Source organism: Acinetobacter shaoyimingii, from assembly GCF_011578045.1.
In the GTDB taxonomy this organism is placed as follows: domain Bacteria; phylum Pseudomonadota; class Gammaproteobacteria; order Pseudomonadales; family Moraxellaceae; genus Acinetobacter; species Acinetobacter shaoyimingii.
In genome coordinates, this window is record NZ_CP049801.1 from 2,457,855 (window position 1) to 2,483,654 (window position 25,800).

General features: G+C 38.1%; 21 protein-coding genes. 7 read left to right on the forward strand and 14 right to left on the reverse strand.

The window, feature by feature from the left end:
- Nucleotides 1-10: 10 nt before the first annotated feature.
- The 5 genes from pqqB to G8E00_RS11065 form a co-directional block, all read right to left on the reverse strand.
- Nucleotides 11-922 (reverse strand): pyrroloquinoline quinone biosynthesis protein PqqB, encoded by a 912-nt coding sequence (pqqB, locus tag G8E00_RS11045; protein ID WP_166224602.1) that lies wholly within the window; start codon nt 920-922, stop codon nt 11-13.
- Nucleotides 923-994: 72 nt separating this feature from the next.
- Nucleotides 995-1,069: a pyrroloquinoline quinone precursor peptide PqqA gene (gene pqqA, locus G8E00_RS11050; RefSeq protein WP_075107140.1), complete on the reverse strand. Its 75-nt coding sequence runs from the start codon at nt 1,067-1,069 to the stop codon at nt 995-997.
- Nucleotides 1,070-1,492: 423 nt separating this feature from the next.
- Nucleotides 1,493-2,617 (reverse strand): siderophore-interacting protein, encoded by a 1,125-nt coding sequence (locus G8E00_RS11055; RefSeq protein WP_166224606.1) that lies wholly within the window; start codon nt 2,615-2,617, stop codon nt 1,493-1,495.
- A gap of 53 nt (nt 2,618-2,670) precedes the next feature.
- Nucleotides 2,671-3,894 carry an MFS transporter gene (locus G8E00_RS11060; protein ID WP_166224609.1) on the reverse strand — a complete coding sequence of 408 codons (1,224 nt, stop codon included), beginning with the start codon at nt 3,892-3,894 and terminating at the stop codon, nt 2,671-2,673.
- Nucleotides 3,895-3,967: 73 nt separating this feature from the next.
- Complete coding sequence (locus tag G8E00_RS11065; RefSeq protein ID WP_166224613.1) at nt 3,968-6,196, reverse strand: TonB-dependent receptor; 2,229 nt, start codon at nt 6,194-6,196, stop codon at nt 3,968-3,970.
- Nucleotides 6,197-6,581: 385 nt separating this feature from the next.
- Between G8E00_RS11065 and G8E00_RS11070 the strand changes: the two genes are divergently transcribed.
- A complete protein-coding gene (locus tag G8E00_RS11070) occupies nt 6,582-7,508 on the forward strand; it encodes an AraC family transcriptional regulator (RefSeq protein ID WP_166224616.1) in 927 nt (308 codons plus the stop codon).
- Between the two features lie 50 nt (nt 7,509-7,558).
- Here the strand turns inward: G8E00_RS11070 and iolE are convergent, their stop codons facing one another.
- Complete coding sequence (gene iolE, locus G8E00_RS11075; RefSeq protein WP_171522901.1) at nt 7,559-8,482, reverse strand: myo-inosose-2 dehydratase; 924 nt, start codon at nt 8,480-8,482, stop codon at nt 7,559-7,561.
- A 565-nt stretch (nt 8,483-9,047) separates the two neighbouring features.
- On the opposite strand from iolE, the gene G8E00_RS11080 reads away from it, so the two are divergent.
- Nucleotides 9,048-9,899, forward strand: a complete 852-nt coding sequence (locus G8E00_RS11080) for a sugar phosphate isomerase/epimerase family protein (RefSeq protein WP_166224619.1) — start codon at nt 9,048-9,050, stop codon at nt 9,897-9,899.
- Nucleotides 9,900-10,310: 411 nt separating this feature from the next.
- On the opposite strand, the gene G8E00_RS11085 is transcribed toward G8E00_RS11080, so the two are convergent.
- From G8E00_RS11085 to G8E00_RS11115, 7 genes are all read right to left on the reverse strand, one after another.
- On the reverse strand, nt 10,311-11,498 hold the full coding sequence (locus tag G8E00_RS11085) for a maltoporin (protein ID WP_166224622.1): 1,188 nt from the start codon (nt 11,496-11,498) through the stop codon (nt 10,311-10,313).
- Nucleotides 11,499-11,590: 92 nt separating this feature from the next.
- Nucleotides 11,591-12,661, reverse strand: coding sequence for a maleylacetate reductase (locus tag G8E00_RS11090; protein ID WP_166224627.1), 1,071 nt, complete (start codon nt 12,659-12,661; stop codon nt 11,591-11,593).
- A gap of 11 nt (nt 12,662-12,672) precedes the next feature.
- Nucleotides 12,673-13,038, reverse strand: coding sequence for a nuclear transport factor 2 family protein (locus G8E00_RS11095; protein ID WP_166224630.1), 366 nt, complete (start codon nt 13,036-13,038; stop codon nt 12,673-12,675).
- A 770-nt stretch (nt 13,039-13,808) separates the two neighbouring features.
- Complete coding sequence (gene pcaF / locus G8E00_RS11100) at nt 13,809-15,017, reverse strand: 3-oxoadipyl-CoA thiolase (protein ID WP_166224633.1); 1,209 nt, start codon at nt 15,015-15,017, stop codon at nt 13,809-13,811.
- A gap of 102 nt (nt 15,018-15,119) precedes the next feature.
- Nucleotides 15,120-15,770: a 3-oxoacid CoA-transferase subunit B gene (locus tag G8E00_RS11105; RefSeq protein WP_166224636.1), complete on the reverse strand. Its 651-nt coding sequence runs from the start codon at nt 15,768-15,770 to the stop codon at nt 15,120-15,122.
- A gap of 10 nt (nt 15,771-15,780) precedes the next feature.
- Nucleotides 15,781-16,467: a 3-oxoacid CoA-transferase subunit A gene (locus tag G8E00_RS11110; RefSeq protein WP_166224639.1), complete on the reverse strand. Its 687-nt coding sequence runs from the start codon at nt 16,465-16,467 to the stop codon at nt 15,781-15,783.
- Nucleotides 16,468-17,349: an intradiol ring-cleavage dioxygenase gene (locus G8E00_RS11115; protein ID WP_166224642.1), complete on the reverse strand. Its 882-nt coding sequence runs from the start codon at nt 17,347-17,349 to the stop codon at nt 16,468-16,470.
- A 130-nt stretch (nt 17,350-17,479) separates the two neighbouring features.
- On the opposite strand from G8E00_RS11115, the gene G8E00_RS11120 reads away from it, so the two are divergent.
- Together G8E00_RS11120 and G8E00_RS11125 are read left to right on the forward strand one after the other, a co-directional pair.
- On the forward strand, nt 17,480-18,403 hold the full coding sequence (locus tag G8E00_RS11120) for a LysR family transcriptional regulator (RefSeq protein ID WP_166224645.1): 924 nt from the start codon (nt 17,480-17,482) through the stop codon (nt 18,401-18,403).
- 187 nt (nt 18,404-18,590) lie between these two features.
- Nucleotides 18,591-19,664 carry a Gfo/Idh/MocA family protein gene (locus tag G8E00_RS11125; protein ID WP_227591363.1) on the forward strand — a complete coding sequence of 358 codons (1,074 nt, stop codon included), beginning with the start codon at nt 18,591-18,593 and terminating at the stop codon, nt 19,662-19,664.
- 420 nt (nt 19,665-20,084) lie between these two features.
- Here G8E00_RS11125 and iolG read toward each other — a convergent pair whose 3' ends face one another.
- Entirely contained in the window at nt 20,085-21,110 is a 1,026-nt protein-coding gene (gene iolG / locus G8E00_RS11130; RefSeq protein WP_166224648.1) for an inositol 2-dehydrogenase, read from the reverse strand.
- Nucleotides 21,111-21,724: 614 nt separating this feature from the next.
- Between iolG and chvE the strand changes: the two genes are divergently transcribed.
- The 3 genes from chvE (at nt 21,725) to mmsB (ending at nt 25,596) form a co-directional block, all read left to right on the forward strand.
- Nucleotides 21,725-22,792 carry a multiple monosaccharide ABC transporter substrate-binding protein gene (gene chvE / locus G8E00_RS11135; RefSeq protein WP_166224651.1) on the forward strand — a complete coding sequence of 356 codons (1,068 nt, stop codon included), beginning with the start codon at nt 21,725-21,727 and terminating at the stop codon, nt 22,790-22,792.
- 100 nt (nt 22,793-22,892) lie between these two features.
- Complete coding sequence (gene mmsA, locus G8E00_RS11140; RefSeq protein WP_166224654.1) at nt 22,893-24,422, forward strand: multiple monosaccharide ABC transporter ATP-binding protein; 1,530 nt, start codon at nt 22,893-22,895, stop codon at nt 24,420-24,422.
- 1 nt (nt 24,423) lies between these two features.
- Nucleotides 24,424-25,596 carry a multiple monosaccharide ABC transporter permease gene (gene mmsB / locus G8E00_RS11145; protein WP_227591364.1) on the forward strand — a complete coding sequence of 391 codons (1,173 nt, stop codon included), beginning with the start codon at nt 24,424-24,426 and terminating at the stop codon, nt 25,594-25,596.
- Nucleotides 25,597-25,800 lie beyond the last annotated feature (204 nt).

Genomic DNA, 25,800 nt, shown 5'->3' on the forward strand with positions numbered 1-25,800 from the left:
CATCATGACCTTACAATTCGATTTGCATACCATCAAAAGCGACTTCCACACCGTGCGCTTTCAATTGGGCTGCTTGTTCAGACTGCTCATTTAAGATTGGATTGGTGTTATTGATATGAATCAAAACCTTACGTGATTTTTCAAGCTGATCTAAATACGACAATGAGCCATGTTCACCACTGATATGCAGGTGACCCATTTCACCACCCGTTTTTGTACCCACACCATATTGTTGCATCTCATGGTCAGTCCACAATGTGCCATCAATCATGACGCAATCTGAGGCTTGCATAATCTGCATAATCTGTTCATCAATTTTGCCAAGACCAGGTGCATAGAACAGTTGTTTCTGTGTTTTAAGATCTTTAACAATAAGTGCAATATTGTCGCCATCATGCGGATCGTGACGATGCGGCGAATATGGAGGCGCTGCACTTCGAATGATTAAAGGCGTGAATTCTAAATTTTCAAAGCCTTCAATTTTAAAAGCACGTTTTGGATCAATTTGACGATATTCAAGTCCACCATTCCAATGTTTTAACATATTGAAAATAGGGAATCCTGTGCTGAGATCTTGATAGACCATTTCAGTACACCACACTCGAATCGGACAACCTTCTCGTAATGTGAGCAGACCTGTCGTATGATCCAGTTGACTATCCATCAACACGACATTGGTAATCCCTGTATCTCTTAATTTTCTAGCTGGCTGCGCAGCTTTAAAATCGAAGAGTTGCTGACGAATATCAGGTGAAGCATTGCATAAGATCCAATCTATTCCATTTTCAGAAATTGCAATCGAGGATTGAGTTCGAGCTTTGGCTTGAATCGTACCTTGACGCAATCCATGACAATTATGGCAATTGCAATTCCACTGGGGAAAACCACCACCAGCAGCTGAACCTAAGACATGAATATACATAGATGAATATTTCCAAAAAATAAAAGCCCTAGTCATCTAGGGCTTTCTTAATAGATCTAGGTCTATTAGATCTTAACGAGCTTCAAAATACATCGTGATTTCAAAACCAATACGGATATCTTGAAAAGCGGGTTTAGTCCATTGCATGGGAGTGCTCCGAAATAATCTTACTGAGGCGTAAGATGGATAAAAAGAATTTTCGAAAACATTATAATACTTGTTTGGTGCAAATTATAGTAAATCACCAAACTACTTTAAAATTTATCTAAAACCATCATTTAAAAATCATAAAAAATAATCACTTAAACAAAATAGCATTTATAAAATTATGACCAACCATCTAAAAACAATCTACACTGAGTATAAATCCTATCGTGTAGGCTTTATCCTTCATAAAACGCATCATGAATTAAGTACATATATAGACAGCAACAGGATTCATCAGCCCCAAATGCCTTGTACTAGTGATGTCTCATGATTGCCTATCCTGCTTCGAATCAAGTAAACGTCCAGATCATCATAAAAAATGATCAATACTTTAAATCTTGAAATTAAAAAAATCATACTTCACTAATGAGCCTTATCTAAACGCCAATAGCCCTTAATGTGATTATTTTTTCCAGCCAATTTACGTTCATTTCGAAAATAGTGACGAACCTGTTTAGCAGCATTATTCTCCAAAGCACCCCAAACTTGCTCCAATTGTGGAAATGACTTGAGCAGTGCAATGGATTGCTGTCCTTGTTCCTCAACAGCGGCTGTAATTTTTTGAATGTTGGTTTGATCAGGAAATTTAAAATCATCAAAATATGCAAAATCAGCTGCATCAGCACACAGTAAAATCACAATAGGTGGGATCGGGTTTTTCCAAAAATCCAAAATCCCTGCCAGTGCTGGAAATGCAGTTTCATCGGCAATCAGTACGGCCTGCCCTTGATGTAAATGCTCATGTTTATCATCGGTTTCGGTACGACTAGAGATGAGCGATCCTGTTTGTAGTTGTTGTACCCATCGACTGCCAGGGCTACTGCCATGGGTAAAGACATCGACATAACCCAAATGTAAACCATCAGTATTTGAGCCATGAGCAAATGATTTTCTTAATGTATAAAGACGCACATCTTTGTTCATGTTTTCCATCAGTTTTTGACGTTTTTGTGTCGATAAATGCTTCATAGCCCATAAAAAACCACGATCAAACAAATTTTTTAATACACCACTTTTATTTGATTTATTGGTCTGTATGACAGGTGCTTTTTCCAATACTTTTAAAATAAAACCATAGGCATATCCTGCATAATATTCTGGCAGCGGTGCTTGGCTTTTGATGGTGAGACGTGTGATATTCGGGCTGACTTGAGACTTAGCAATCACTTCAAAAAATTGTTTGGCATTATTGCTAAATTCAATTTTCTGCTTGGCGAAAGAGTTATATGCAAAATAGAGAATTTGCTCTTCTAAATCACCTTTCAATTCAAATTCTATAAATAATTCTTGCTTTGACGACGACGATGGCTCTTGGGTATGAAGCAAAATCCCTTCTTCGTAAATATCCGCAATCATTGCATCATGAATCGCGTTATTTTGACCATAAGTCTGTGCAATGATCAGCAGTTCTTTATGATGATCTTGATTCACATGATCCATGATATCAAGCTTACGGTCTTGATCTTTAATCGTGGTGAAATGTTTCATGAAGTCGCCTAAATATCTAAAATAAAATGTAAAAAATCAATCTAAAGCAAATGTTAATGTGCAACTTCTTGATCATCGGCAGGAATCAACTTCCACGCCAAGGCTGCAACAACCAAGGCACACACGAAGGTCAAAAGAACCACTGCTGTATAACCCATTCGTTGAGCCAGTGCTAAACCAAGTGCCGAGTAGGCAAAGCCCATAAAGACCACTAGGCTGAGTTGTAAACTGAAGAATGTCGCTTTGGCAGGCATGCTGGCTGCACGGTCCATAATCATGGTGGACAATGTTGCCATCACGGCTGGATTGGCAATGAAATAGCCAAAAATTGCTAAGTACACCATGGGCTTTTCGGTATGCCCCAGTGTTAATGGAATAAACAGCAACAAGGTCAAACCTTGCATAATGGTTAACGTGATGAGCGCTTTTTTACGCTGTAATTGATTGATTAATAGTGTTGCTAAAAATGCTGAAAAAATACCAATGATTGAACCAAAGACTTTGGTTGCAAAGCCAATATCCACCAATGACCATTTGGCATCGACCAGCATTGGATTTAAAATGCCAAAAACCGCTGTAAAGCCGATGGGATAAATGAACAATAATAAAAACCAGCGCCGATATTTATAAATAAAGACTTTGAGCTGTTGTCCCAGACTTTTAAATTGTGAAGCAATGGTGTGATGTGGATTGACAAAAATATCTTCAGGCTCACGGTAAAATAGCAACTGAATACACGTGATGGCAGTCAATACAGCTAGTACTGTCAAAGCGCCTTTCCATTGCAGCCACGGATAAAGGATTAACAGCAAACCACCGCCAATAATATTGCCCAGTAAGTTACTGGCATATTGGATACTGTTGGCAAATTGACGTTCAGAGGCTTGGAAAATCTTACTGGCTAGACCATCAATGGCAACATCTTGAATACTCATAAACAAGGTGTAGACAATAAATAAAATCAATACAATCGTGAACTGATGTTGAATATCGAGCCATCCACACATGAGCAATAAGATCATCATGCAGAACTGTGCAAAGATCAGCCAACTGCGATATTGCCCTTGAGTGAATAAACGAAAGCTATCGACAAAAGGCGCATATAAAATTTTACCCAGCATGGGAATCGCAATCAGATTGAGTAAAGCCAATTGATTCAGTGCAATGCCACTTTGTCTTAAAATGGCAAATACAGCTGACATAATAAATGCCACACCAATATATTGCGTGGTGTAAGTGCTGATCAATAAAACCCAAGGCTTTGAGGTGTTATTCATATTGCGATATACCCATACCCTTTTTCAAATGTTGTTTAATTTTGAAATCAATTGCGCTAAGAATGGCATTGGCTTAGAAATCAATTTGCATTGATAATTTATAAGTACGAGGGTCACCACCGACACCGACATAACCGTTCCAAACCCCTGCCCAATGTTTTTTATCTAAAACATTATCTACACCGCCACGAAACACCACATTATGTTTGGCAATATTGGTGGCATAACGACCACCTAAATCGAGCACAAACCAATCAGGAATTTTTTGCGTATTGGTATCGTTGGCATACAAACTTCCTGTATAGGTGGTATTTGCAGTTAAAGTTAAACCTTCAAGTTGTTGTACATCCCATTCAAGCCCAAGATTGGATTGCCAATGTGGAATACCTTTCACATCATTTCCATCCATGACACCGCCTGCAGTCTTTTTCCATTCAGCTTCTAAATACGACACTCCACCAAGTAACCGCACATTTTCAATAATTTCGCCCGCAGTGGTCCATTCAATCCCTCGGTTGCGCTGTTCACTTTCGCTGTAATTACGATTGGCATCTTGCGCTAAACTATTTTTGGTAATTTGATAGATACTCAGGGTATTTTTAAATTTACCCATATCCCATTTCGTACCCACTTCATACTGTTTTGATTTATACGGTTTAAGCGTTTTTTCTGCGATTAATGGATTGGTCGGGTCTGTGATGGTATCGCCTTGTGACAAACCTTCAATATAGTTCGCATAAAGTGACAATGAATTGTCCCAAGGCTTAACTACGAAACCGACCATGGGGGTCACTGCACTCTCGTCATAATACGGACTGCTTGGAAGTCCTGTTAAAATGCTATAGCTTTGTGATTTCACATTTTGATGACGTATACCCAAAGTCAATTGATACTTTTCATCCATAGTCGACAAAGTATCTGCTACAGCAAAACTGGTCAGCGTTGTGTCAGAGGTTTTGGGTAAATAAGTTGGACGTGCGGCATTTAAAGCTGGGCGTGTTGGACGGTAAATATTCGATGCCCAAGGTGTTCCCATGACCAGTCCCATCTGGGTATCTTGATCTAATAAGTTGGCGCTGATCACCACATTGTGTTTAATCGCACCGGTATTAAATTTACCTCGTACCCCTAATTCACCCGCATCGACATTGGTTTTATTGGCATTCATACGCGACACAGCCATATAGTCGCCATTGGGTTGTGCTGCATTGCCTAAAGCATTATTGGCAATCACTCCCACACCATTTTGGCGTTTCGTTCCCGCTGATACAAAGGCTGTCCATTCAGGCGCAAAATCATATTCAACATGGGCAATCGCCCCGCGTGTTTTGGTATGAGAGTAAGAACCAGGTTGATGATTCAACTTAGAATCTGGTGCTTTAGGTACAACTGATGTTGCAAAGGACACCATCAGTGGCTGTCCACCATCGAGTTTTTCATTAATATCATATAAGTCTAAGCTGGCACGGAATTTTTTACCCTTATAATCGAATGCAGCCGAACCCAAATAACGGTTTTCCTCTTGCCCATCAAGCGCTGTATCACCATAAGATTTGAGTGCATTGACACGTACACCAAACTGTCCATCTTGTCCGAAACGGCGTCCAACATCGATATGAACACCAAAAGTTGAATCAGATTTATATGTTGTGGTTAATCGTGTAATGTCTTCAGAAGTTGCTCGTTTGGGCACGACATTAATCACGCCGCCCACTGCCCCACCAATGGACATCCCATTCAGTAATGCACTGGTACCCTTAAACACATCGACACGTTCTAAAAATTCAGTGGGTACACGATTATGCGGTAAAAGCCCAAATAAACCATTCCACGCTAACTCATGACTTTGTGTGTATAGACCACGAATATTGAAGTATTCGCCTATGCCTCCTTTAGAAAATACACTACGTACCGATGGCTCACTTCTTAAAACATCTGCAACAGAAGTCGCTTGCTGGTCGGCAATATACTTTGAGGTGTAACTGGTGATACTAAATGGAATATCCATGTCATCTTTATCACCCAATATCCCCACTTGGCTTTTTTTACTGATTTGCCCTGCTGAAAGTGTTTGATCTTGATTTGCTGAAACGACAATAGTAGGAAGTTGTTGTTCAGTTGTATTTGTCGTTACTGAACTATTTGTTGTACTACTTGTTGTACTACTTTCTGGATTGAACAAACTTTGTGTATTTTGAACATCATTTAGATTGAGCGCATCCTCAGCCAAAACATACTGTGTAGACAGCAAAGCTAAACTTAAAAATAAAACAGATTTTTTTAATTGATATATCGTGCTCATTTTTTACCTTGGAGAGAAAGGTTCTGCATAAAGTCCATGAATGTTATCAAGAATCATTCTCAAGTACTAAAAATTATCCGATATTAATTTATAAAATTGGGAAAGATATTGTTTTTAAATATTTTTCTATTTAGGGACTGCTAAGAAAATTTTCATTGCTTCAATCACAGGAATTCATATTTCTTGGCAAATGCTTCATTCATTATTTTAAGATATGAATAAGGGTCTCTTGTCATTGCAGACAAGCCTTGTGAAATAGCAATAGCCCCTAATTCCCCCCTTAATACATTGACATAAAATAACGATCTATAACTTTAAAAGATATTGACTTGCTTAAATATTTTAATGATAATGATTCTCATTTATACTTATTATGAGCACCCTGATGTCTATTTACATTGATTCCCACAAGGCTGTGTTAAAACAAGTTGGTGATCTTTTTTTAGATATGTACTCACCCTTGCCGAATCACCACTTAAATCATTTCAACCCTTCGGAAGGCGAAGGCTATAGTGAAATTTATGATTTTGGAAAACTCTGTGTAGGCAAGGGCAAATATTGGGTGGATCGACCATTAAAAATGAGTGCTGAATCTCCGACAAATGCATTTGGCATCACCATTTTACTCTCTGGCACGCATCACATTAAAAACCATAGCACGAATCATGAATATCACATTCGATCGCCTATGATTATTTTGCGTAAAGGCAGTTTAGGTCTACAAACCATTTATCTTCAAGAAAACAAAGAAATGTCCCTGATTACACTCGATTTTAATGAAACATTTCTTGAGATTTTGGAGAGCAATTTTCAACATCATGAACTGGTTAAATTCTTTTTATCAGGTTCAGGTTCTGCATTAAAAACCATCACTATTCCAAATAAAAATGTTTTACATCAAGCACACTATTTATTGAATCTTCCTTTTGCCCAATCGTCTATAGATCTATTGCATTTGGAAGGTGCAGCACTGGAATTAATGAGTTTATTGCTCGATAACAATACAAAGCCTGACGAAGTCCCAGTTTCCATCACCAAAACAATTGAAATTCTAAAAACCGATTTTGAGCAAAAAATTACGATTCGTGCTTTGGCAAAACAAGTGGGTATCAATGAGTGTGATCTAAAGCGCTTATTTAAAGTATATACAGGTAAAACAATTGGGCATTATTTATTAGAAATTCGCATGAAACATGCACAAATTTTACTTAAAGAAGGTGTTTCAATTGAATACGTGGCCAATCAAATTGGTTACAGCAGTGCACAATATTTTAGGCAAGTTTTTGAGCGTCATTTTGGTTATCGTTGCTAAAGCACAATGAATCAAAAAAAATCAAAACAACGCCCTACAGTAACTCCATCTCAAACATGATTAAAATTATTTAACACTTTGTTTTTTTGTAATTTTTCAATGAACTCCTTACCCATTAATGCATATTCTAAGGGATTCGCAATTTTTGGATCTTGTTCAGCTTCAATGACAATCCAACCATGATAGTGATGCTCGGTCAAATAATCATAAATTTCTTGATAGTTAATGACACCATCCCCCGGCACAGTAAAAATGCCATGTAAAAATGAGTCTAGGAATGATTTATTGCTTTTTTTACATTGCTCTAATGGCTCCAGACGTACATCTTTAAAATGCACATGCGCAATCCGATCAATATATTGGTGCAACATCGACAATGCATCTCCATCAGATACATAAATATGCCCAGTGTCATACAGCAAAAATACTTTGGTTGGATCTGTCATGGCCATTAAACGATCCACTTCTTCTTTAGTCTGTACACCAGTTCCCATGTGATGATGAAATACCAATTTCAAATTATATTTCAGCGCCAATTCACCAAAAACATTTAAACCATCGGCAAGTTGTTGCCACTCTTCATCAGAAAAGTACGGCTTTTCCGTATAGACACATTGTCCATTGCCTTGAATGCTATAGGTTTGCTCCGAATAAACCACGACATCAGCATGAACAGCGTGTAAAAATTGACAATGTTTTTCAAAATCAATAAGCGCTTGTTCTAAGCCATCACGAATGATATAACCGCTAAACCATTGGCCAATAATATTGGTTTTTCGGAGACGCACTTCTTTATTTAATTCTTCAGGATCAGTCGGATAACATCCGCCAATTTCTGTACCTTCATAGCCCGCAACAACTGCATCACTTAAAATTTGCTTATAGGTGTTTTCTTTACCAATTTCAGGAATATCATCATTACGCCAACCAATCGGTGCAATGCCTATGCGTATTTTATTTTGACCGATGTCCATATACCTATTCTCCATTAATTATGTTAGCCGAGCGGGGCTATATTCGTTTTAAAATATTGTTGTCTAATTTCTCTCTTTTATCAGCGATAAAAATGAAAAACTTATTTTCAGCTTTTGCGGTGTATTCGGCGCTATGTCTGCTTAAGGTATGTTGATCTGGTTTATTCATGTTGAATATATTTTTTGTTGTTTAGATAGATGGAGCAAAATAGCCAGTATGATCAACGTTTTCAAAGGTATGATGTCATTTTAGGTTATTTAAAAATACGCTGACTTACATTCACACCACGAACGACTGGCTTTTCTAAAACACTCATTTTTCTTTTTAATGCCTAGAATGATGTATCGTGATTTCAATTTATTTGCTGATTTTATAAAATTTATTTGCTGATTTTATAAATGGCTTGAGCAGACAAGATTATTTCAACTTTAAAAGATGCTTTAGATATTTGATTAGGGATTAACGCCAAAAACGAAATAGTGTTTTAACTTTTTAATGTTTTTCTGATGAAAATTAATTGCTAGTCTTTCTAAAAAATATGTATATGTAAAGGAAGACATTTTCATGCAAAAAAATTTAGAACTGATTGCTGCTTACTTCACCATTGGCGGGGATGTTTACCCAGGTGCTCCTTCTGAAGTCAGTCCATTTTCATTTGCACATCGTGTACAAGCTGCAGCTGAAGCAGGCTATAAAGGCGTTGGTTTAGTCCATAACGATTTGATGGCTGTTGCTGATAAACTCGGCTACAAACAAATGCGTCAAATCTTAAATGAATTTGGCATGAAATACTTTGAAATTGAAATTTTAGAACATTGGTATCGTAGCGGTGAAATTCGTCGTCAATCCGATAAAATTCGTGCAGAAATGCTGGAAGTAGCCGCAGAAGTTGGTGTGAGCACCATCAAACTAGGCTCAGGTCCTGCAGATGATCCTTTAAATATTGAATTAATGACGGAAAACTTTGCAAAAATAGCAGATCAAGCCGCTGTATCTGATACCGCCGTCATGATCGAATTTATGCCATTTTGTAATTTAAATACTTTAGCACCTGCCATCGAAATTGCTCAAAATGCGAATCGTAAAAATGCAGGGATATTGTTAGATATTTGGCATGTGGCACGTGCAAATATTGATTTTAATGATATTCGCAGTATTCCTCAGCATTTGATTAAAGGTATCGAATTGGATGATGCAAATCGTTATCCACTTGAGAACTTATTTTTAGATACGATTCACAAACGTCAATTGCCAGGTGATGGTGATTTAGATCTTGCACTGTTTATCGATGCGGTCAAATCTACAGGATTTGCAGGTCCTTGGGGCGTTGAAGTGATTTCTGAAGTTCATCGTAAAAAACCATTACAACAGATGGCACAAGAATCATTTGAAAAAACCATACGCTACTTTCAATAAATGCTGCTGAAACTCATGCATCTTTAATTCATTAATCATTTAAATACTCTTAGGAGTATTTAAATTAAAAAATAAGATTGTGCGAACCTAAAAATAGAGCTTGAAATGAAGGGCGAGTAAATCATCCAATGATTATAAAGCTACCTTCCTGATAAATAGTCATATACAGCAAGATATCAGTCCCTATTATGGGTTATTTTTCACTAAACTGAACAGCATCTTTGTTCAGCCCTATTCAATACTATTCAGGTCACATCTAGGTTTGAAAAACTGTCTTGGTTTGAATTAGCTTGATATTCAATATCATAATAATGGTTCAATGTTAAAAGGCCCAATCAATCTAGTTGGGCTTTTATACTAAATGCATTTTAACTCATCATCATATTCAATAGCATAATGCTGAGCCTATCATTACCACCAATGTTCGAGCTGAATTCCAATATTAGATCCGTGCGAAGTATTAAAGAAACGACTGTCTGGATGGACTGAATCTCTTCGCATTTGCTCATTGTCGTTCCAAAATGCATAGGTATAAAAGAGTCTTAACTCTGGTCGATCATTATAACCTGTGCCTTTTAATGACCAAGTTGGCGCAATTGTGATTTTACTGAGGTTGTAAGTCTGATTTTTATCACTGATTTGATCATATCCAACTTCCCCTGTAATTTTAAAATGTTCTTTAACGACGTAAGACGTTCGAGAACCAGCAGAAAACCATTTGGTATCGTCAGTATTTTCGTTACGATTCACTTGATAAAGAATCTGCGCCTGCCCATTAAATATTTTGTTGTCACTTTCCCAATCTAAGACATCGAGTACTCGAAATGTTTTATTTTTTCGAGTTAGATGAAAATCTCCTGTATGACTTAACGCTGTTCCAGGACCTTCACCATATTGCACTGCAACCGTATTTTTTCCATTCAGTACATCTGAGGTTACCAATTGCAGCGTAACAGCAAGACCTTTATTTTTAGCATCGATATATGACACCCCTCCATTCAATGTATTTTTATCATTCAGTTGAATATCTTGGACAGTTAAATCGTGCCGATTAATGTAGTTTTCTTGAAATGCATTATCTTTTCTGGAAAAAACATAACTTAAGGCAAAATCATCAAACTTATAGCGATCTATACCAAACCCAGTACCACTCTGATTCCAATAGAAAAAATCAGTCATATGGATATCATTACGATTGTAGTATCTTCTACCCGCCCAAAAGTTACCGCCATTTAAAAATGGAACATTCTTCCATTCCAAATAAATTTCTCTTAATCGTGTAAAACCATTATCCCCATTAAAAGTCAGGGATTGATCGTATTGATTATAGAGTTGTAACATTCCCTTAATGTCAATTTTGGAGCCATCAGAGAATTCCACTAAATTTTGAGTAGCAGCAAGTTCAGCATATTGCTCACATTCATTACCTAATCGGTATTTAGAGTGAGCACCAATTAATCTAAAACACTCTTGTGTTCCGCCGTTATCGGTTGCTCCAATACCAGTTCGGAAATAGCCATTTGTTTCCAGTGCTGTGACCAACTGCGATGTTGTAAGAATTGTCGCGCCTAAGGTCGAGGTAATTATTTTTGTTTTCATTCTCAAAAATTCCTTTTTTGAATCATTTATCTATTTGCCTTATGTGTCATAAGACAGATAGATGCGGTTTGTAAGTTGAATTAAATGCCTCATTAGGCTGGACGATTACCTTCAAAAGCATTTTGAAGTAATGCTCGAATGGCATTTTTTTCAATGGGTTCAGGATTCCAATACGGGTTAGATAATGCGATTTCAGTGGCTTTATTTAAATCTGCTTCGCTTAATCCCAAGGATTCAAGTGAGGTTGGTCCATTTAGCTCTGAAATGAGCTGAAATAGTGCTTGGGCTGCAGTACCTTCCGAAGCTCCCAATGCTCGTTTAATACGCATCATGGCTTCTGGTGCAGCTTTTTCGTTATATGCAATTGCATGAGGCAAAATGATGGTATGCGTTTCTGCATGAGGTAAGTTAAAACTTCCACCTAAGGTATGACAAAGCTTATGGTGTATGGCCATACCAACATTACCCAGCACATAACCACACAACCAAGCACCATATAAACATAGACTACGGGCTTCAATATCTTGATCATTTTTTCTTAATAGTCGGAGTCCATCTGCTAAGGATTTAATGCCTTCTTCGGCGAGTAAGGACATAATCGGATTACCATTTTGGGCATATAACCCCTCAGCAGCATGTGCGATTGCATTAATACCACTGGTGATCGACATTTCAATCGGTAAACTTAAAGTCAGCTCTGGATCATAGATCACGGTCTTGGGTAACACGCGAGGATCGTTACCCGTTTTCTTTATTCCATTCTCAGTAATGCCATAAACAGGGGTCATCTCAGATCCTGCATACGTCGTTGGAATTGCAAGAATGGGCAAATCGTATTCAAGTGCAATCGCTTTTCCAAGCCCCGTAGTTGATCCTCCTCCTACTGCAATTGCACAGTCCGCTCCCAGCTCTCTGGCAACAGCAACAGCTTCTTTAGCTGTTTCAACTGGAACATGCATCACCGCTTTAGGGAAAATACCTACCGCATCATGCCCCAAGATATCTGATATTTTTTGTGCAAGTTCAACTTGTTCAGGGGTCGATAAAATCAAAGCTTTTTTTGCGCCGAGGCGTTCAATTTCATTTTTTAATTTTTTGAGAGAGCCAGCACCAAAAATCACACGACTTTGCGGAACGTTATATTCAAACTCATTTTTCATCATCATCATCATCCTTATGGTATTGGCGTTGGCTGATAGGCGTAAAAAAGCCAAATGCTATTTTCTTTTTTCCAAACAGCCAGTGACTTATTCTTTAAGCTTTTTGCGACATTGCCAGCAACTAAATCTGAATGCATTTCACCAAATACGAGTGCTACATCACCAATAATCTGTATTTTATGAATCGGGTGTTCGATCCATTTATAATCGTAAAAACCACCAAATAATTTACTTAAATAGGATTCTTTTGAATCTGTAATACCACTTGTATGGGTATACGTCATATCTGGATGTGCAAGTTTTGCAAAATCTTCATATCGCTTTTCAACGATTGCTTTGAAGCGCTCTTCTTCAAGACTTTTAATTAAAATATCTTCCATTAATTTAATAATGTTCCATATAACTTAAGATTTAATTCATCCTATCTTTTATAAAAGAAGTAAAAAACAACGATTAAGGAAATTATTATTTTCATAAATGAAAAGAATCATTTTACTTAAAATTTAATTATAAAAATTAGATACTTATCTTTTTTAAATGCGCTGTGAAAATAATTCTGAATGAATTTCATCTAAATTCTGCTTAATCCAACTTTTTATTCACTTGAATCGTGAGCTTAATTCTCATGATAAAGCGGCTATGTACTTCTTAATGTACATATTCTTGCAGAATCACCTGAGCTGTTTCAGGCTTTACTGATTACTCAATTGTATCTTTCGTTCAGTAAAATAAATCAAATTTCAAATTATTCTGCTGTCTAAGTTGCTACGCATTTGCTTTGAATCAAAATTGAAAAAGACAATTTCAGAAATATAAAACTTAAGATTTCGGTTTGAGTTTTAAATATTTGCAATGGTAAGTTCAATTTATAGAAAGACATTAGATTTTTAGAGAAACAGTATTAAATGATTTTTAGAGAAACCGTATTAAACAGAAAAATAATGAAGTAAAACCAAATATGAAGACTTGAGTGATGAACTTATTGTGGCAACTTAACTCATGGCGCTGCCCATCTCTATTTTAAATCTATGGCATATCCGTGAATCACAGTTAAAATAGAGGATTAAACTTATTAAAAAAGGATCCCATATATAGATCCTTTTTTAATCACAAGATTTTATAGAAAGTTTTGAGAAAAAGTTTTGAAAAACTAATGCTCAATTCGTTCAATGATTAAAGCAATGCCCTGACCGACACCAATACACATTGCACATAAGGCGTACTGACCACCTGTTTGTTCAAGCTGGTTCAAGGCTGTCGTGACTAAACGTGCACCAGATGCGCCGAGTGGATGACCCAATGCAATCGCTCCGCCATTTGGGTTGACACGAGCATCGTCATCCGTCAAACCTAGCTCACGAGTACAGGCCAAAGTTTGAGCGGCAAAAGCTTCATTGAGTTCAATAACGTCCATTTGTGCCAAAGTCAGATTGGTCTGTTGCAGTAATTTCTTAATCGCAGGGACTGGAGCAAAACCCATAATGCGTGGTTCAACACCCGCAGTCGTAGCTGCAATAATCTTGGCACGTGCTTTCAATTTATATTTTGTGAGTGCTTCATCTGATGCAATTAACAGTGCCGCTGCCCCATCATTAATACCCGAAGCGTTACCCGCAGTGACCGTGCCTTCAGCTTTCACCACAGGTTTGAGTTGGGTTAAAGCTTCCAATGTGGTGGCACGTGGATGTTCATCGGTATCGATCACAAACGGATCACCTTTGCGCTGTGGAATCGTTACAGGCACAATTTCATTGGTGAAATAGCCTTTGGCTTGTGCTGCAGCCGTACGTTGCTGGCTGGTTAAAGCAAACTGATCCTGATCTGCACGACTAATATGAAATTGTTCGGCCACGTTTTCCGCAGTTTGTGGCATGGTGTCCACACCATACATGTCTTTGAGTTTGGGATTGATAAAACGCCAACCCATGGTGGTGTCTTCAATCTTTTGGGTGCGACCATAAGCAGTTTCAGCCTTGCCCATCACAAATGGAGCGCGACTCATGCTTTCTACGCCACCTGCAATGATAATATCTGCCTCACCTGCTTTGATGGTACGTGCCGCCATCGCAATCGCGTCCAATGATGAACCACATAAACGGTTAATGGTCGTCGCTGGTACTTGGTATGGTAAACCTGCAAGCAGTGCTGACATGCGTCCGACATTACGGTTGTCTTCACCCGCTTGATTGGCACATCCATAGATCACGTCGTCGACCTGCTGCCAATCTACACTTAGGTTACGTTGCATGAGGGCTTTAATCGGAAGTGCCCCCAAATCATCAGCACGAACAGAGGCTAGGCATCCAGCGTAACGACCAAACGGCGTCCGAATGGCATCGACAATATAGGCATTTTTCATTTATTTATATCCCAAATCATTAGAATCCCTAAACTTTCCCCCTCTGAATCCCCTTTAAAAGTGGAACTTTGCCTTCCTTTCTAAAGGTCTAAAGGTAGGGATTTAAGCAGTTGCATCAATCAGTGTTGCACCCGTCATTGCTTGTAGTTCGTCAAAGCTTAATCCTTCGACTTTTTCCAATACTTTCAAACCTTCAGGCGTGACATCAATGACACACAGGTCGGTATAAATTCGGTCTACACATTTCAGACCTGTCGCAGGATAAGTCAGTTCTGCCACAATTTTGGGTTCGCCCTGTTTGGTAACATGATCGGTCGTAATAAAGACTTTCTTGGCACCCACAGCCAGATCCATAGCGCCACCTACAGCAGGAACCGCATTCGGTGCACCCGTATGCCAATTAGCTAAATCACCATTGGCTGCAATTTGGAAAGCACCGAGGACAGCAATATCAAGGTGTCCACCACGCATCATCGCAAATGAATCTCCATGATGGAAAAACGCACCGCCTTTTAACATAGTGACGTATTCTTTACCCGCATTGATCAGTTCAGGATCTTCCTCACCTTCTGATGGTGGTGGTCCAAATGCCAACAAGCCATTTTCTGAATGTAAGAAAACATCTTTATCTGCAGGCAGGTAGCTCGCAATCTTGGTCGGTAAGCCAATACCAAGATTGACATAAGCACCATCAGGAATGTCTTGAGCCACACGTTCAGCAATTTGGTCACGGTTGAGTTTTTGATAACTCATGCCATTCTCCTTATGCAGTTTGCAATGGTGTTGTTGGTTCAACTTGAACCACATGTTGCACAAAGATACCTGGAGTAATGATATGTTCAGGATCTAGCTCACCCAGTTCGACCACTTCGGATACTTGCGCAATAGTCACTTTCGCTGCCATCGCCATGATTGGACCGAAGTTACGTGCTGATTTACGGTAAACCAGATTGCCCCAGCGGTCGCCCTGCTGCGCTTTGATCAAGGCAAAATCAGCATGGATCGGATATTCGAGCACATAATCTTTGCCATCGATATGACGGGTTTCTTTTCCTTCTGCCAACAATGTTCCATAACCTGTTGGGGTAAATACTGCCCCCAAGCCCATACCCGCAGCTTGAATACGGCAAGCCAGATTACCTTGGGGGACCAGTTCCAACTCGATTTTGCCTGCACGGTACAGTTCATCGAACACCCATGAGTCAGACTGACGTGGGAAAGAACAAATCACTTTTTTTACAGCACCTGCTTTGAGCAATTTTGCCAGACCATAATCACCATTACCTGCATTATTGCTGACAATGGTCAAATTTGTGATACCCAAATCCAACAAGCCATCAATGAGTTCGGCAGGCTGACCTGCGGTGCCAAAGCCACCAATCATGATAGTAGAGCCATTCGTGATTTGAGACAGTACATGTTCTAGGGATGTGGTACTTTTATTGATCATTTAAGCCCCCTCATCCTGAGTTAGTTTTTTATTTAAAATAAAATCAAACGCTAAGGTATAGAAAGGATTATTTTGATATTCACCATTCGGTGCGACACCATTCTCATGTTTAATCCACTCAGCGATTAGTGAAGAGCGAACGCCGAAAACTGCATCAGAATCCAAATAAGTGCCTTCAGCCTTAAATATATGCGTGACTAAACGTTCATAATCAGGCGCACAGATCATAAAATGAAGATGTGCGGGTCTCCAAGGATGTCGATTTAATGCTTCAAGCATTTTACCGACTGGGCCATCATGAGGAATTGGATAGGCTTCAGGAACAATGGTTTGAAAATAATATTTGCCATTCTGATCTGCATGAAAAATGGCTCGACTTTGGTATATTTCTAAATCTGTTTTCTGTACATCGTAAAAACCTTCATCATCGGCTTGCCAAACATCAATCACAGCATTTGGAATCATTTCACCATCAATACCTTTAATGACACCACTGACAAACCAAGGTATCCCCTTCACACCTTCACTCATGTTATCCCCCAACTCTAAATGGGGAGCATCTTGGACATGAAATGGGCCAAATACTGTTGCTTCAGTACAGCCCATAGGTTTTTTATGATTTTGAGCAATAACTAAAGTGGATAAACCCAATGTATCTGATAAAAGAATGAATTCTTGACGTGTTGGACTACAAATCTGCCCCACTTCGGTGAGAAAATTTATCCCAATTTCCCATTCTTCCTCGGTTAATTGAACTTCTCTAGCAAATGCATGCAGATGTTGCACTAAAGACAGCATGACGTCTTTTAATCGCTCATTGGAAGACAAAGAGTTTCTTTCGATCACGGCCTGAGTGATCGTTCTTTCATCTAAATTTTTCATAATTTTTCCCTAACACAACCTTACTTCCTTTAATCTCATGCTAAGCTTGTTGTAATAGAAATAAAATGTTGGTTAAGAAAATCTTTATTTCAATATAGGAATAATAATAGGAATAATAATAGGTAAGAAGATGGATAGATTAATCAGTATGGAGCTCTTTGTTGCAGTTGCAGAGCTTGGTACGCTAAACAAAGCAGCAGAAAAATTAGAAATATCCAATGCCGCAGCAACTCGACATATTGCTGCATTAGAAAATAGACTGAATGTAAAATTGATTGAACGCAGTACTCGTCGCTTATCCTTAACAACAATTGGTCTTGAATATTATAAAAAATGTAAAGATTTACTTTCTGAAATTAAGCAGGCTGAATCATCCATTAGTTCAGCCGCAGTTGAACCTGAAGGCACCGTCACGATTACGTCTTCAATTTCATTTGCGATTATGCACCTTACACCTTTAATCCCTAAATTTAATAAAATTTATCCAAAAATAAAAATAAATTTAATTGGTGCAAATCGTTACCATGACATCATCGATAGTAATATTGATATTGCCATTCGAACGCGTGAATTTGAACCTGACTCAAATTTAACCATTAGGAAACTCGCGACGACACATCGAGTTTTGGCAGCATCCTATGATTATATAAAAAGGAATGGAAAGCCAAAATACATTGAAGATCTCAAAGATCACGATATTTTGCTCTATAGCCATGCCAATAACCCAAGAGTACTCAACTTCAGTAAAGATGGCGAAGTGCAAAATTTCACACTTGATCCAGTGATGGAGACCAATGACGGTCAAATTGTCAGATCTGCGGCATTAAATGGCGCTGGGATTTTGATTCAGCCCCTCTATATTATTTATCAAGATATTGTTGAAGGTCGACTCATTCCAATCCTTACCGACTGGCAACTGCCCGAATTAACAATCAATATTACTTTTCAAAGCAGGCAATTTATGCCTATAAAAAATAGGTTGTTTATCGATTTCTTAATTGAAGATTTCAAGAATAATGAATACGAGCGCTACTGGAATTCTATTCGCACTTAAGTTTTTCATTCTAGCAACTGCAACTCATGTATTTATCACCTATTAAGGTCATATGATTCAACGAAAGTACAAATGATTATTTCATAATTGAAATAATCATTTCCTTAAAAATTCTTTATCACCCTATTAGAAAAAGATAACGTGAATCTATTCAGGACTGAAAGATTTTCTTTACAGGAGTTGTATTTTGAAAAAAAATAAATTAAAAGTTGCGTTATTAGGGATTACCCACCCACATACTTCAGGGCGTGTAAAAGCATTACAACGACGCAATGATATTGAAATTTATGGTGCAGCAGATCATAGCGAACTTCTAAAACCATTTTGTGAGGCTTTAAATCTTGTAGAACGAACCAAGGAAGATATTCTAAATAATCCAGATATTGATATCATTCTTATCCACTCAAAAAGCTATGAAATGGCTGATCTCTCCATTGCTGCCTTAGAAGCAGGCAAAGCTGTTTTAGTCGAAAAGCCAGCAGGTCGTGGTGTAGCAGATACTCAGCGTATTGTGGATGCTGTCAAAGAACATAACGGTTTCGTACAAGTCGGTTATTGCTGGCGTTTTGCCCCATCCATTAACGTCATGCATGATGTAATTCAGCAAGGTAAAATTGGCAAAGTTGTACAAATTCGAGCACATGCAGGTTGTTCTCACAATGAAGCTGCAACAGCACATATGAGACAGCCTGGCGATTTAGGCGGTGCCTTCTTCGTGATTGGTTGTCATCTATTTGACCGCGTACTGCTTCATTTTGGGATGCCAAAATCTGTCAATGCCCGTATCACCAAATTTAAAGACTTTAAAGGTGAAGAGTCTCGTGAAGATGCTGCAGGTGCAATTCTGAACTATGACGATAAAATTGTTGTTGTAGATTTCATGGCGTGGGATGTACTTCCATGGACTGAAAGCTGGGATATTACCGCTTATGGTACAGAAGGCATTATGTCTTCACGCTCACTTCCGTCTTCTTATAAACTTTATCAAACCGGTAAGGTAGAAGGCACAACGGAAGGCTGGACAGAGTGGAATGAAACGAGTTTTCCTGAAATTTGGGCAACCAAGAAAACTGAATACTCGCCAGATATTGCAGAGATTGGCAACCCTGTCTATTTTGACCGTGAGTTAAATGCATTTATAGATTCTTATACCAATGGAAAACCATCACAGATACCAGAGACTCAAGCACACAATATTTCTGTACTTCTTGCGGCTTTATTTGATTCTGCTGGCAAGAATGGAATTGAAGTTTTTTTATAAAGAATTGAACCATCAGCCTAAAAAAATGCAGCTGAACTAAGCTGCATTTTTTATGACTTTTTTGATTGTACGATTGAAATCGATATTGTCTGAATCATAAATATATCGACGAAAATTTCTTTATATTGAAATTGAATGATGATGAGTTCACGTGTGCTGACTGAACAGAAGACACCGAATTGATGATCTTGATTTTACTCTTGTTATTCTTTGCTGATCTGATCATCATCTTTGCTCAAGATGATGTTTACTCAGAGATAATTTTTTAGATAAGGTTATTTTTCAACCTAAACTTAGGTCCATTGAGCGTTTCATATCAAATGCCATTATTTCGCGATGAAGCGATGAAGCGATGAAGCGATGAAGTATGCCGAGACATACTTCATTTGAGAATAAATAACTCTACACCTGACTGATGCTTTAAAGCGTAAAATATTTTGAAGGACCTTCAGGATTGATACGAATGGCTTTATTGCTTTCCACTGATTCCATCGCACATACAGCCAAATAAAGGGCTTGTAACCCATCAAATAGATTGGTTGGAAACGCTTGTTTTTCGACAAGGCAAGAGACAAATACATTAAACTCTGTGCGATAAGAGCCAATATAACGTTCTAAGAAGAAGTTCAACAACGGTTGTTGTGAAGCCGTCGTATCACGCGTATATTTTTTCAGGGTCGATGGACGATGGTTTTGAGTTTTTAACAAACCTTGAGAGCCCAAGACTTCAATACGTTGATCATAACCATACACTGCCTCACGACAGTTATTAATGATACATTGCTTACCTGATTTTGTTTTCAAGGTAATACTGCAAGTATCATAATCGTTAATTGTCGCTAATTTTTCGTCAACCAAACGACTTGCTGTCGCAAAAATTTCAACAGGTTCTTCACCCAGTAGATGACGAGCAGCATCAAAATCATGAATGGTCATATCTTTGAATATTCCACCTGAGGATTTCATATATTCGACTGCTGGCATACCTGGGTCACGGCTGGTAATAATGACCTGACGGATTTCACCAATTTCATTGTTCAAAATGGCATTTTTAATGGCCATTGTATCTTCGTCAAAACGTCGATTAAAAGCCAACATGACTTGACCATGACGACTTTGAATTTCTTGAACTGCGGAAATAGAACGTGCGAAATCTAAATCAATGGGTTTTTCACACAAGACTGGCTTTTTGCACTTGACCGCATGTAACATTAAATCGATGTGTAGATCCGTTGCAGTTGCAATCACAACAGCATCAATATCATCACGATTAATTGCTTCATAATAGTCATAGCCAGCTTCACAATTTAATTCAGTGGCTAATTTATCTACACCCTCTTTCCAAGGATCAGCAATCAATTTAAGCTCACATTGTGTGTTTAGAAATGCACTTTTAGCGTGAATCTGAGCGATGCGTCCGGCACCAAGAATTGCTACTTTTACCATATAGTTACTTCCTTTTAATCATATTAATAATAACGATAACTTCAAAAAATGACTTGTTCTTGATTATTCTTAGGTTATACAAGCCCTTTTTTAAAGAAAATAGCGATTTCTAAAAACACTTTTTCACTTTTGACATGAATGCACGTGTCTTGTGCCTCATAATTTCTAAAAAATAATAAAATATGACTTCATTCTTTCGCAAAACGAAAAATACTTTTTCAATTTTCGACTTTTTTTCCATTTTTATTGCTCTTATTCTGCAAATGAACAGATAACAACTCCAACCCGTTATCAATCATAGGGACAAATGGATAGAAGCGACAGGAACGTCGTAACACAATAAGGAGAATAAATTTAGAGCTCTTTTGTTCCAAAGACTCTAAGAATAAAAGAAAGTTATATAGCAGTGATCCCATTCGTTATGGTCAAGGACTATTCAGACTAAAAATATATAGCAATTGTTCAGGATAATTATTCTCTTTAATGAATGGGTAGCAATACAAACCCTAAGAGGCTGTTATAACAATCATTTTTTGAAGCAGTGATGTAATTTTAAATGGAATTTAAACCGATTTACTCACATTCATTTCGCTTAAAGCTAAAGGAAACTCACAATGAAAATATATAAAACGCTAACCACCTCTCTCACTGTATTTACCTTAGCCACATTTGCAAATTGTGCTTATGCGGCTGGTGAGTTAATTGGTATTACCCTGCCAAATAAAACAGAAGCACGTTGGGTCATGGATGGTAATAACATCGTCCAAAACCTAAAAGCTAAAGGTTATAAAACTGATTTACAGTATTCAACTTATGATGTTGCGACGCAAATTGCCCAAATTGAAAATATGATTACATCTGGTGCTAAAGTTCTAATTGTTAGTCCAGTAGATGCTGTAACGTTGTCGAATGTATTGCAAAAAGCGAAGTTAAAAGGCGTCAAAGTCATTTCATACGATCGATTAATTATGAAAACGGCTAATGTTGATTATTATGCAACTTTTGATAATCACCAAGTCGGTGTACTTCAAGCTACTTCTATTGTCCAAAAACTAGGATTAGATGCAGGTAAAGGCCCATTCAATATTGAGTTGTTTGCAGGCTCACTCGATGATAATAACGCACATATGGTCTACGCGGGTGCAATGTCTGTTCTCAATCCATATATCGCAAAAGGTAAGCTTGTTGTACGCAGTAAGCAAACCACACTCACCAAAGTGGCAACTTTACGCTGGGACGGTGCACTAGCTCAAGCACGTATGGATAACTTACTCAGTGCTTTTTATAGTGGCAATAATCGTATACATGCTGTTTTGTCTCCAAACGATAATATCGCAACAGGTCTTATATCCTCTCTAAAAGGAGCAGGTTATGGCACAGCGAAAAAACCAATGCCAATCGTACCTGGTCAAGATGCTCAAATTTCAAATGTCAAAGCCATTGCTCGTGGAGAGCAGGCATCAACTGTTTTTAAAGACACGCGACTATTAGCAAAAGCAGTCGTTGATATGGTGGATGCAATTACTAAAAACAAACCCGTTCCTGTGAATAACACCAAATCGTATAACAATGGCAATAAATTTGTCGCAACTTATTTGGTTAAGCCAATCTTAGTGGATAAAACGAACTTTGATGCTGTGCTCATCAAATCTGGTTATTACAAAGCCAAGCAAATCAAATAAAAATATGTTTTAGCGCATCATGTTGAAGCGCTTAAACAAAATACAAGGCGATTATTATGGATTCATGCTGATTAGTATCGTGATCAGCAGAGGTTACTGTATGGAAACTATATTAGAAATGCGTGGCATTAAAAAGTGTTTTGGACATGTTCAGGCACTCAGTAATGTCGACATGGTTGTCAGAACAGGAGAAATTCATGCCATTTGTGGTGAAAATGGTGCTGGCAAATCTACATTAATGAAAGTTCTAAGTGGCGTATACCCTTACGGTACTTTTGATGGTCAAATCATCTATCAAGGTGAAGAGCAGAAATTCTCAAGTATTCATGAAAGTGAACAAAAAGGAATTATTATTATTCACCAAGAGCTCGCATTAGTCCCAATGCTCTCCATTACCGAGAATATATTCCTCGGCAATGAACAATCTAAAGCCGGCATTATTGATTGGAATAGCTCCTATAAAAAAACCAAAGAAGTTCTGACTAGAGTCGGTTTGACAGATTCTCCAGATTCTCTCATTACCGATCTTGGAATAGGCAAGCAGCAACTGGTTGAAATTGCCAAAGCCTTATCAAAAGAAGTCAAACTGTTGATTTTAGATGAGCCTACAGCCAGTTTAAATGACAATGATAGTGATCGTTTATTAACCCTACTCTTAGAGTTAAAAGCAAGAGGCGTCACTTCAATTATTATCTCTCACAAGCTCAATGAAATATCACGAATTGCCGATAGTATTACCATCATACGTGACGGTGCTTCTGTAGATCATCTCAATTGTCGAGAAGATGAGGTCAGTGAAGACCGCATTATCAAGGCTATGGTGGGTCGAGATATGGAAGACCGCTACCCAAAACGCACCCCGAATATTGGTGAGGTTTTATTTGAAGTGAAAGACTGGCGTGTTAATCATGCCAATCATGCATCACGCGAAGTCATTAAAGGCATCAACATCAAAGCACGTAAAGGTGAAATTGTGGGTATTGCCGGATTGATGGGCTCAGGTCGTACTGAACTCGCAATGAGTATTTTCGGAAAAACTTACGGTAAAAATATTCGTGGCTCGGTTTCTATTCACGGCAAAGTGGTCGATGTTTCAACAGTACGTAAAGCGATTGATAATGGCATCGCCTATGTCACAGAAGATCGTAAAGGTTATGGCCTATTACTCGAGGAAAGTATTAAAAAGAATACGTCTTTAGCCAATCTGGCAGGGATCTCAAAACATTTGGTCGTGAATGAATATCTAGAGACCAAAATTGCAAAAGAGTATCGAAATAAACTTCGTATCCGCAGTTCAGATGTAGAACAACATGCAGAGAATTTATCTGGGGGTAACCAACAAAAAGTCGTCATTAGCAAATGGCTGTTTACCGCACCTGATGTTTTGATTCTCGATGAGCCGACACGTGGCGTGGATGTCGGCGCAAAATATGAAATTTACACCATTATTGATCAAGTTGCCCAAGAAGGTAAATGCATTGTCATGATTTCTTCTGAAATGCCAGAGCTATTAGGCATGTGTGATCGAATTTATGTCATGAATGAAGGAAAAATTGTCGGTGAGTTCCTAGCGAAAGATGCAAATCAGGAAGTCATTATGCGATCAATTATGAGAAATGGAGAGATCTAAAGTGAATAATACAACTAATATAAATAATACAAATATTTTAGCTCATGGGCTCAAGGAATATGGTCTTTTATGTGCCTTAATTATTATTGTCACATTTTTCCAGTTCTCTACAAATAATATTTTGCTCGACCCACTTAACCTGACAAATTTGATCTTACAAAATAGTTATATTGTCATTATGGCATTAGGTATGCTCATGGTGATTATCAGTGGACACATTGATCTTTCTGTTGGTTCAGTCGTTGGTTTCACAGGGGCATTAGCTGCTACGCTCATGGTGACAAATGAAATGCCATTTATTCCAGCCATGTTCATCTGTTTATTTGTAGGAGCGCTCATTGGTGCTATTCAAGGTTATTGGATTGCCTATTGGAAAGTACCCTCATTTATTGTGACTTTGGCAGGAATGCTGGTATTCAGAGGTTTGACACTGATTGCGCTTGAGGGACAATCTGTTGGTCCTTTTGAAGATAGCTTTAATACGCTCAGTTCAGGTTTTATTCCTGAGTTTTTTGGCGAAGAGTTCCATATGACTTCACTCTTAGTTGGTGTTGTTGTCAGTATTGCTTTTTTCTTCCTCGAATTACGTCAACGTAAACTGGCAACATTACATGAAATCAGTACGAGTTCGACACTGTTTTTTGTGTTAAAAAATTTAGCGCTGAGTGCTGTTATTATTGCTTTCTCTTATTTATTAGCATGTTATCGTGGCATGCCAAACGTTTTAATCATTATGGGTGTGCTCGTTGCACTTTATACTTTCATTATGAACAGAACGACGATTGGTCGTCGTATTTATGCGGTTGGTGGAAATGCAAAAGCAGCTAAACTTTCAGGTATTAACACTGAGCGAGTCGTGTTTTTGGCCTTTGTCAATATGGGTATTCTTGCTGCATTTGCAGGACTCATTTTTACAGCGCGATTAAATAGTGCTACACCCTCTGGTGGTTTCGGTTTTGAATTAGATGTGATCGCTGCCTGTTTCATTGGCGGTGCATCTGCAGCTGGTGGTGTGGGTAAAGTCTTTGCTGTTGTGATTGGTGCATTCATTATGGGTGTGATGAACAATGGTATGTCAATCATGGGAATTGGTGTAGATTATCAACAAGTCATTAAAGGTTTAGTCTTACTGGGTGCAGTACTGATTGACATCTATACTAAAAATAAAACCTAAAGATGGTTGTCTGCATATGACTTTTATATAAAAAACGATAAAAGAAACGATATAAGTAACAAGCAAATCACAAATACTCAAACCCAGTAATTGAGTATTAAAAAACCTGAACCACTCGAGTTAAAGTCAAATTTAACTTTGTAGGGGTTCAGGTTTTTTTACATTAGAAGCCTGCCTTTTTTGCATAATAATCAGTGAACGACT

Excerpts from the sequence above, each read along its gene's own strand:
- pqqB (WP_166224602.1), bottom strand. The coding sequence starts at position 922 with ATGTATATTCATGTCTTAGGTTCAGCTGCTGGTGGTGGTTTTCCCCAG.
- G8E00_RS11055 (WP_166224606.1), bottom strand. The coding sequence starts at position 2,617 with ATGAAACATTTCACCACGATTAAAGATCAAGACCGTAAGCTTGATATC.
- G8E00_RS11060 (WP_166224609.1), bottom strand. The coding sequence starts at position 3,894 with ATGAATAACACCTCAAAGCCTTGGGTTTTATTGATCAGCACTTACACC.
- G8E00_RS11065 (WP_166224613.1), bottom strand. The coding sequence starts at position 6,196 with ATGAGCACGATATATCAATTAAAAAAATCTGTTTTATTTTTAAGTTTA.
- G8E00_RS11070 (WP_166224616.1), top strand. The coding sequence starts at position 6,582 with ATGTCTATTTACATTGATTCCCACAAGGCTGTGTTAAAACAAGTTGGT.
- iolE (WP_171522901.1), bottom strand. The coding sequence starts at position 8,482 with ATGGACATCGGTCAAAATAAAATACGCATAGGCATTGCACCGATTGGT.
- G8E00_RS11080 (WP_166224619.1), top strand. The coding sequence starts at position 9,048 with ATGCAAAAAAATTTAGAACTGATTGCTGCTTACTTCACCATTGGCGGG.
- G8E00_RS11085 (WP_166224622.1), bottom strand. The coding sequence starts at position 11,498 with ATGAAAACAAAAATAATTACCTCGACCTTAGGCGCGACAATTCTTACA.
- G8E00_RS11090 (WP_166224627.1), bottom strand. The coding sequence starts at position 12,661 with ATGATGAAAAATGAGTTTGAATATAACGTTCCGCAAAGTCGTGTGATT.
- G8E00_RS11095 (WP_166224630.1), bottom strand. The coding sequence starts at position 13,038 with ATGGAAGATATTTTAATTAAAAGTCTTGAAGAAGAGCGCTTCAAAGCA.
- pcaF (WP_166224633.1), bottom strand. The coding sequence starts at position 15,017 with ATGAAAAATGCCTATATTGTCGATGCCATTCGGACGCCGTTTGGTCGT.
- G8E00_RS11105 (WP_166224636.1), bottom strand. The coding sequence starts at position 15,770 with ATGAGTTATCAAAAACTCAACCGTGACCAAATTGCTGAACGTGTGGCT.
- G8E00_RS11110 (WP_166224639.1), bottom strand. The coding sequence starts at position 16,467 with ATGATCAATAAAAGTACCACATCCCTAGAACATGTACTGTCTCAAATC.
- G8E00_RS11115 (WP_166224642.1), bottom strand. The coding sequence starts at position 17,349 with ATGAAAAATTTAGATGAAAGAACGATCACTCAGGCCGTGATCGAAAGA.
- G8E00_RS11120 (WP_166224645.1), top strand. The coding sequence starts at position 17,480 with ATGGATAGATTAATCAGTATGGAGCTCTTTGTTGCAGTTGCAGAGCTT.
- iolG (WP_166224648.1), bottom strand. The coding sequence starts at position 21,110 with ATGGTAAAAGTAGCAATTCTTGGTGCCGGACGCATCGCTCAGATTCAC.
- chvE (WP_166224651.1), top strand. The coding sequence starts at position 21,725 with ATGAAAATATATAAAACGCTAACCACCTCTCTCACTGTATTTACCTTA.
- mmsA (WP_166224654.1), top strand. The coding sequence starts at position 22,893 with ATGGAAACTATATTAGAAATGCGTGGCATTAAAAAGTGTTTTGGACAT.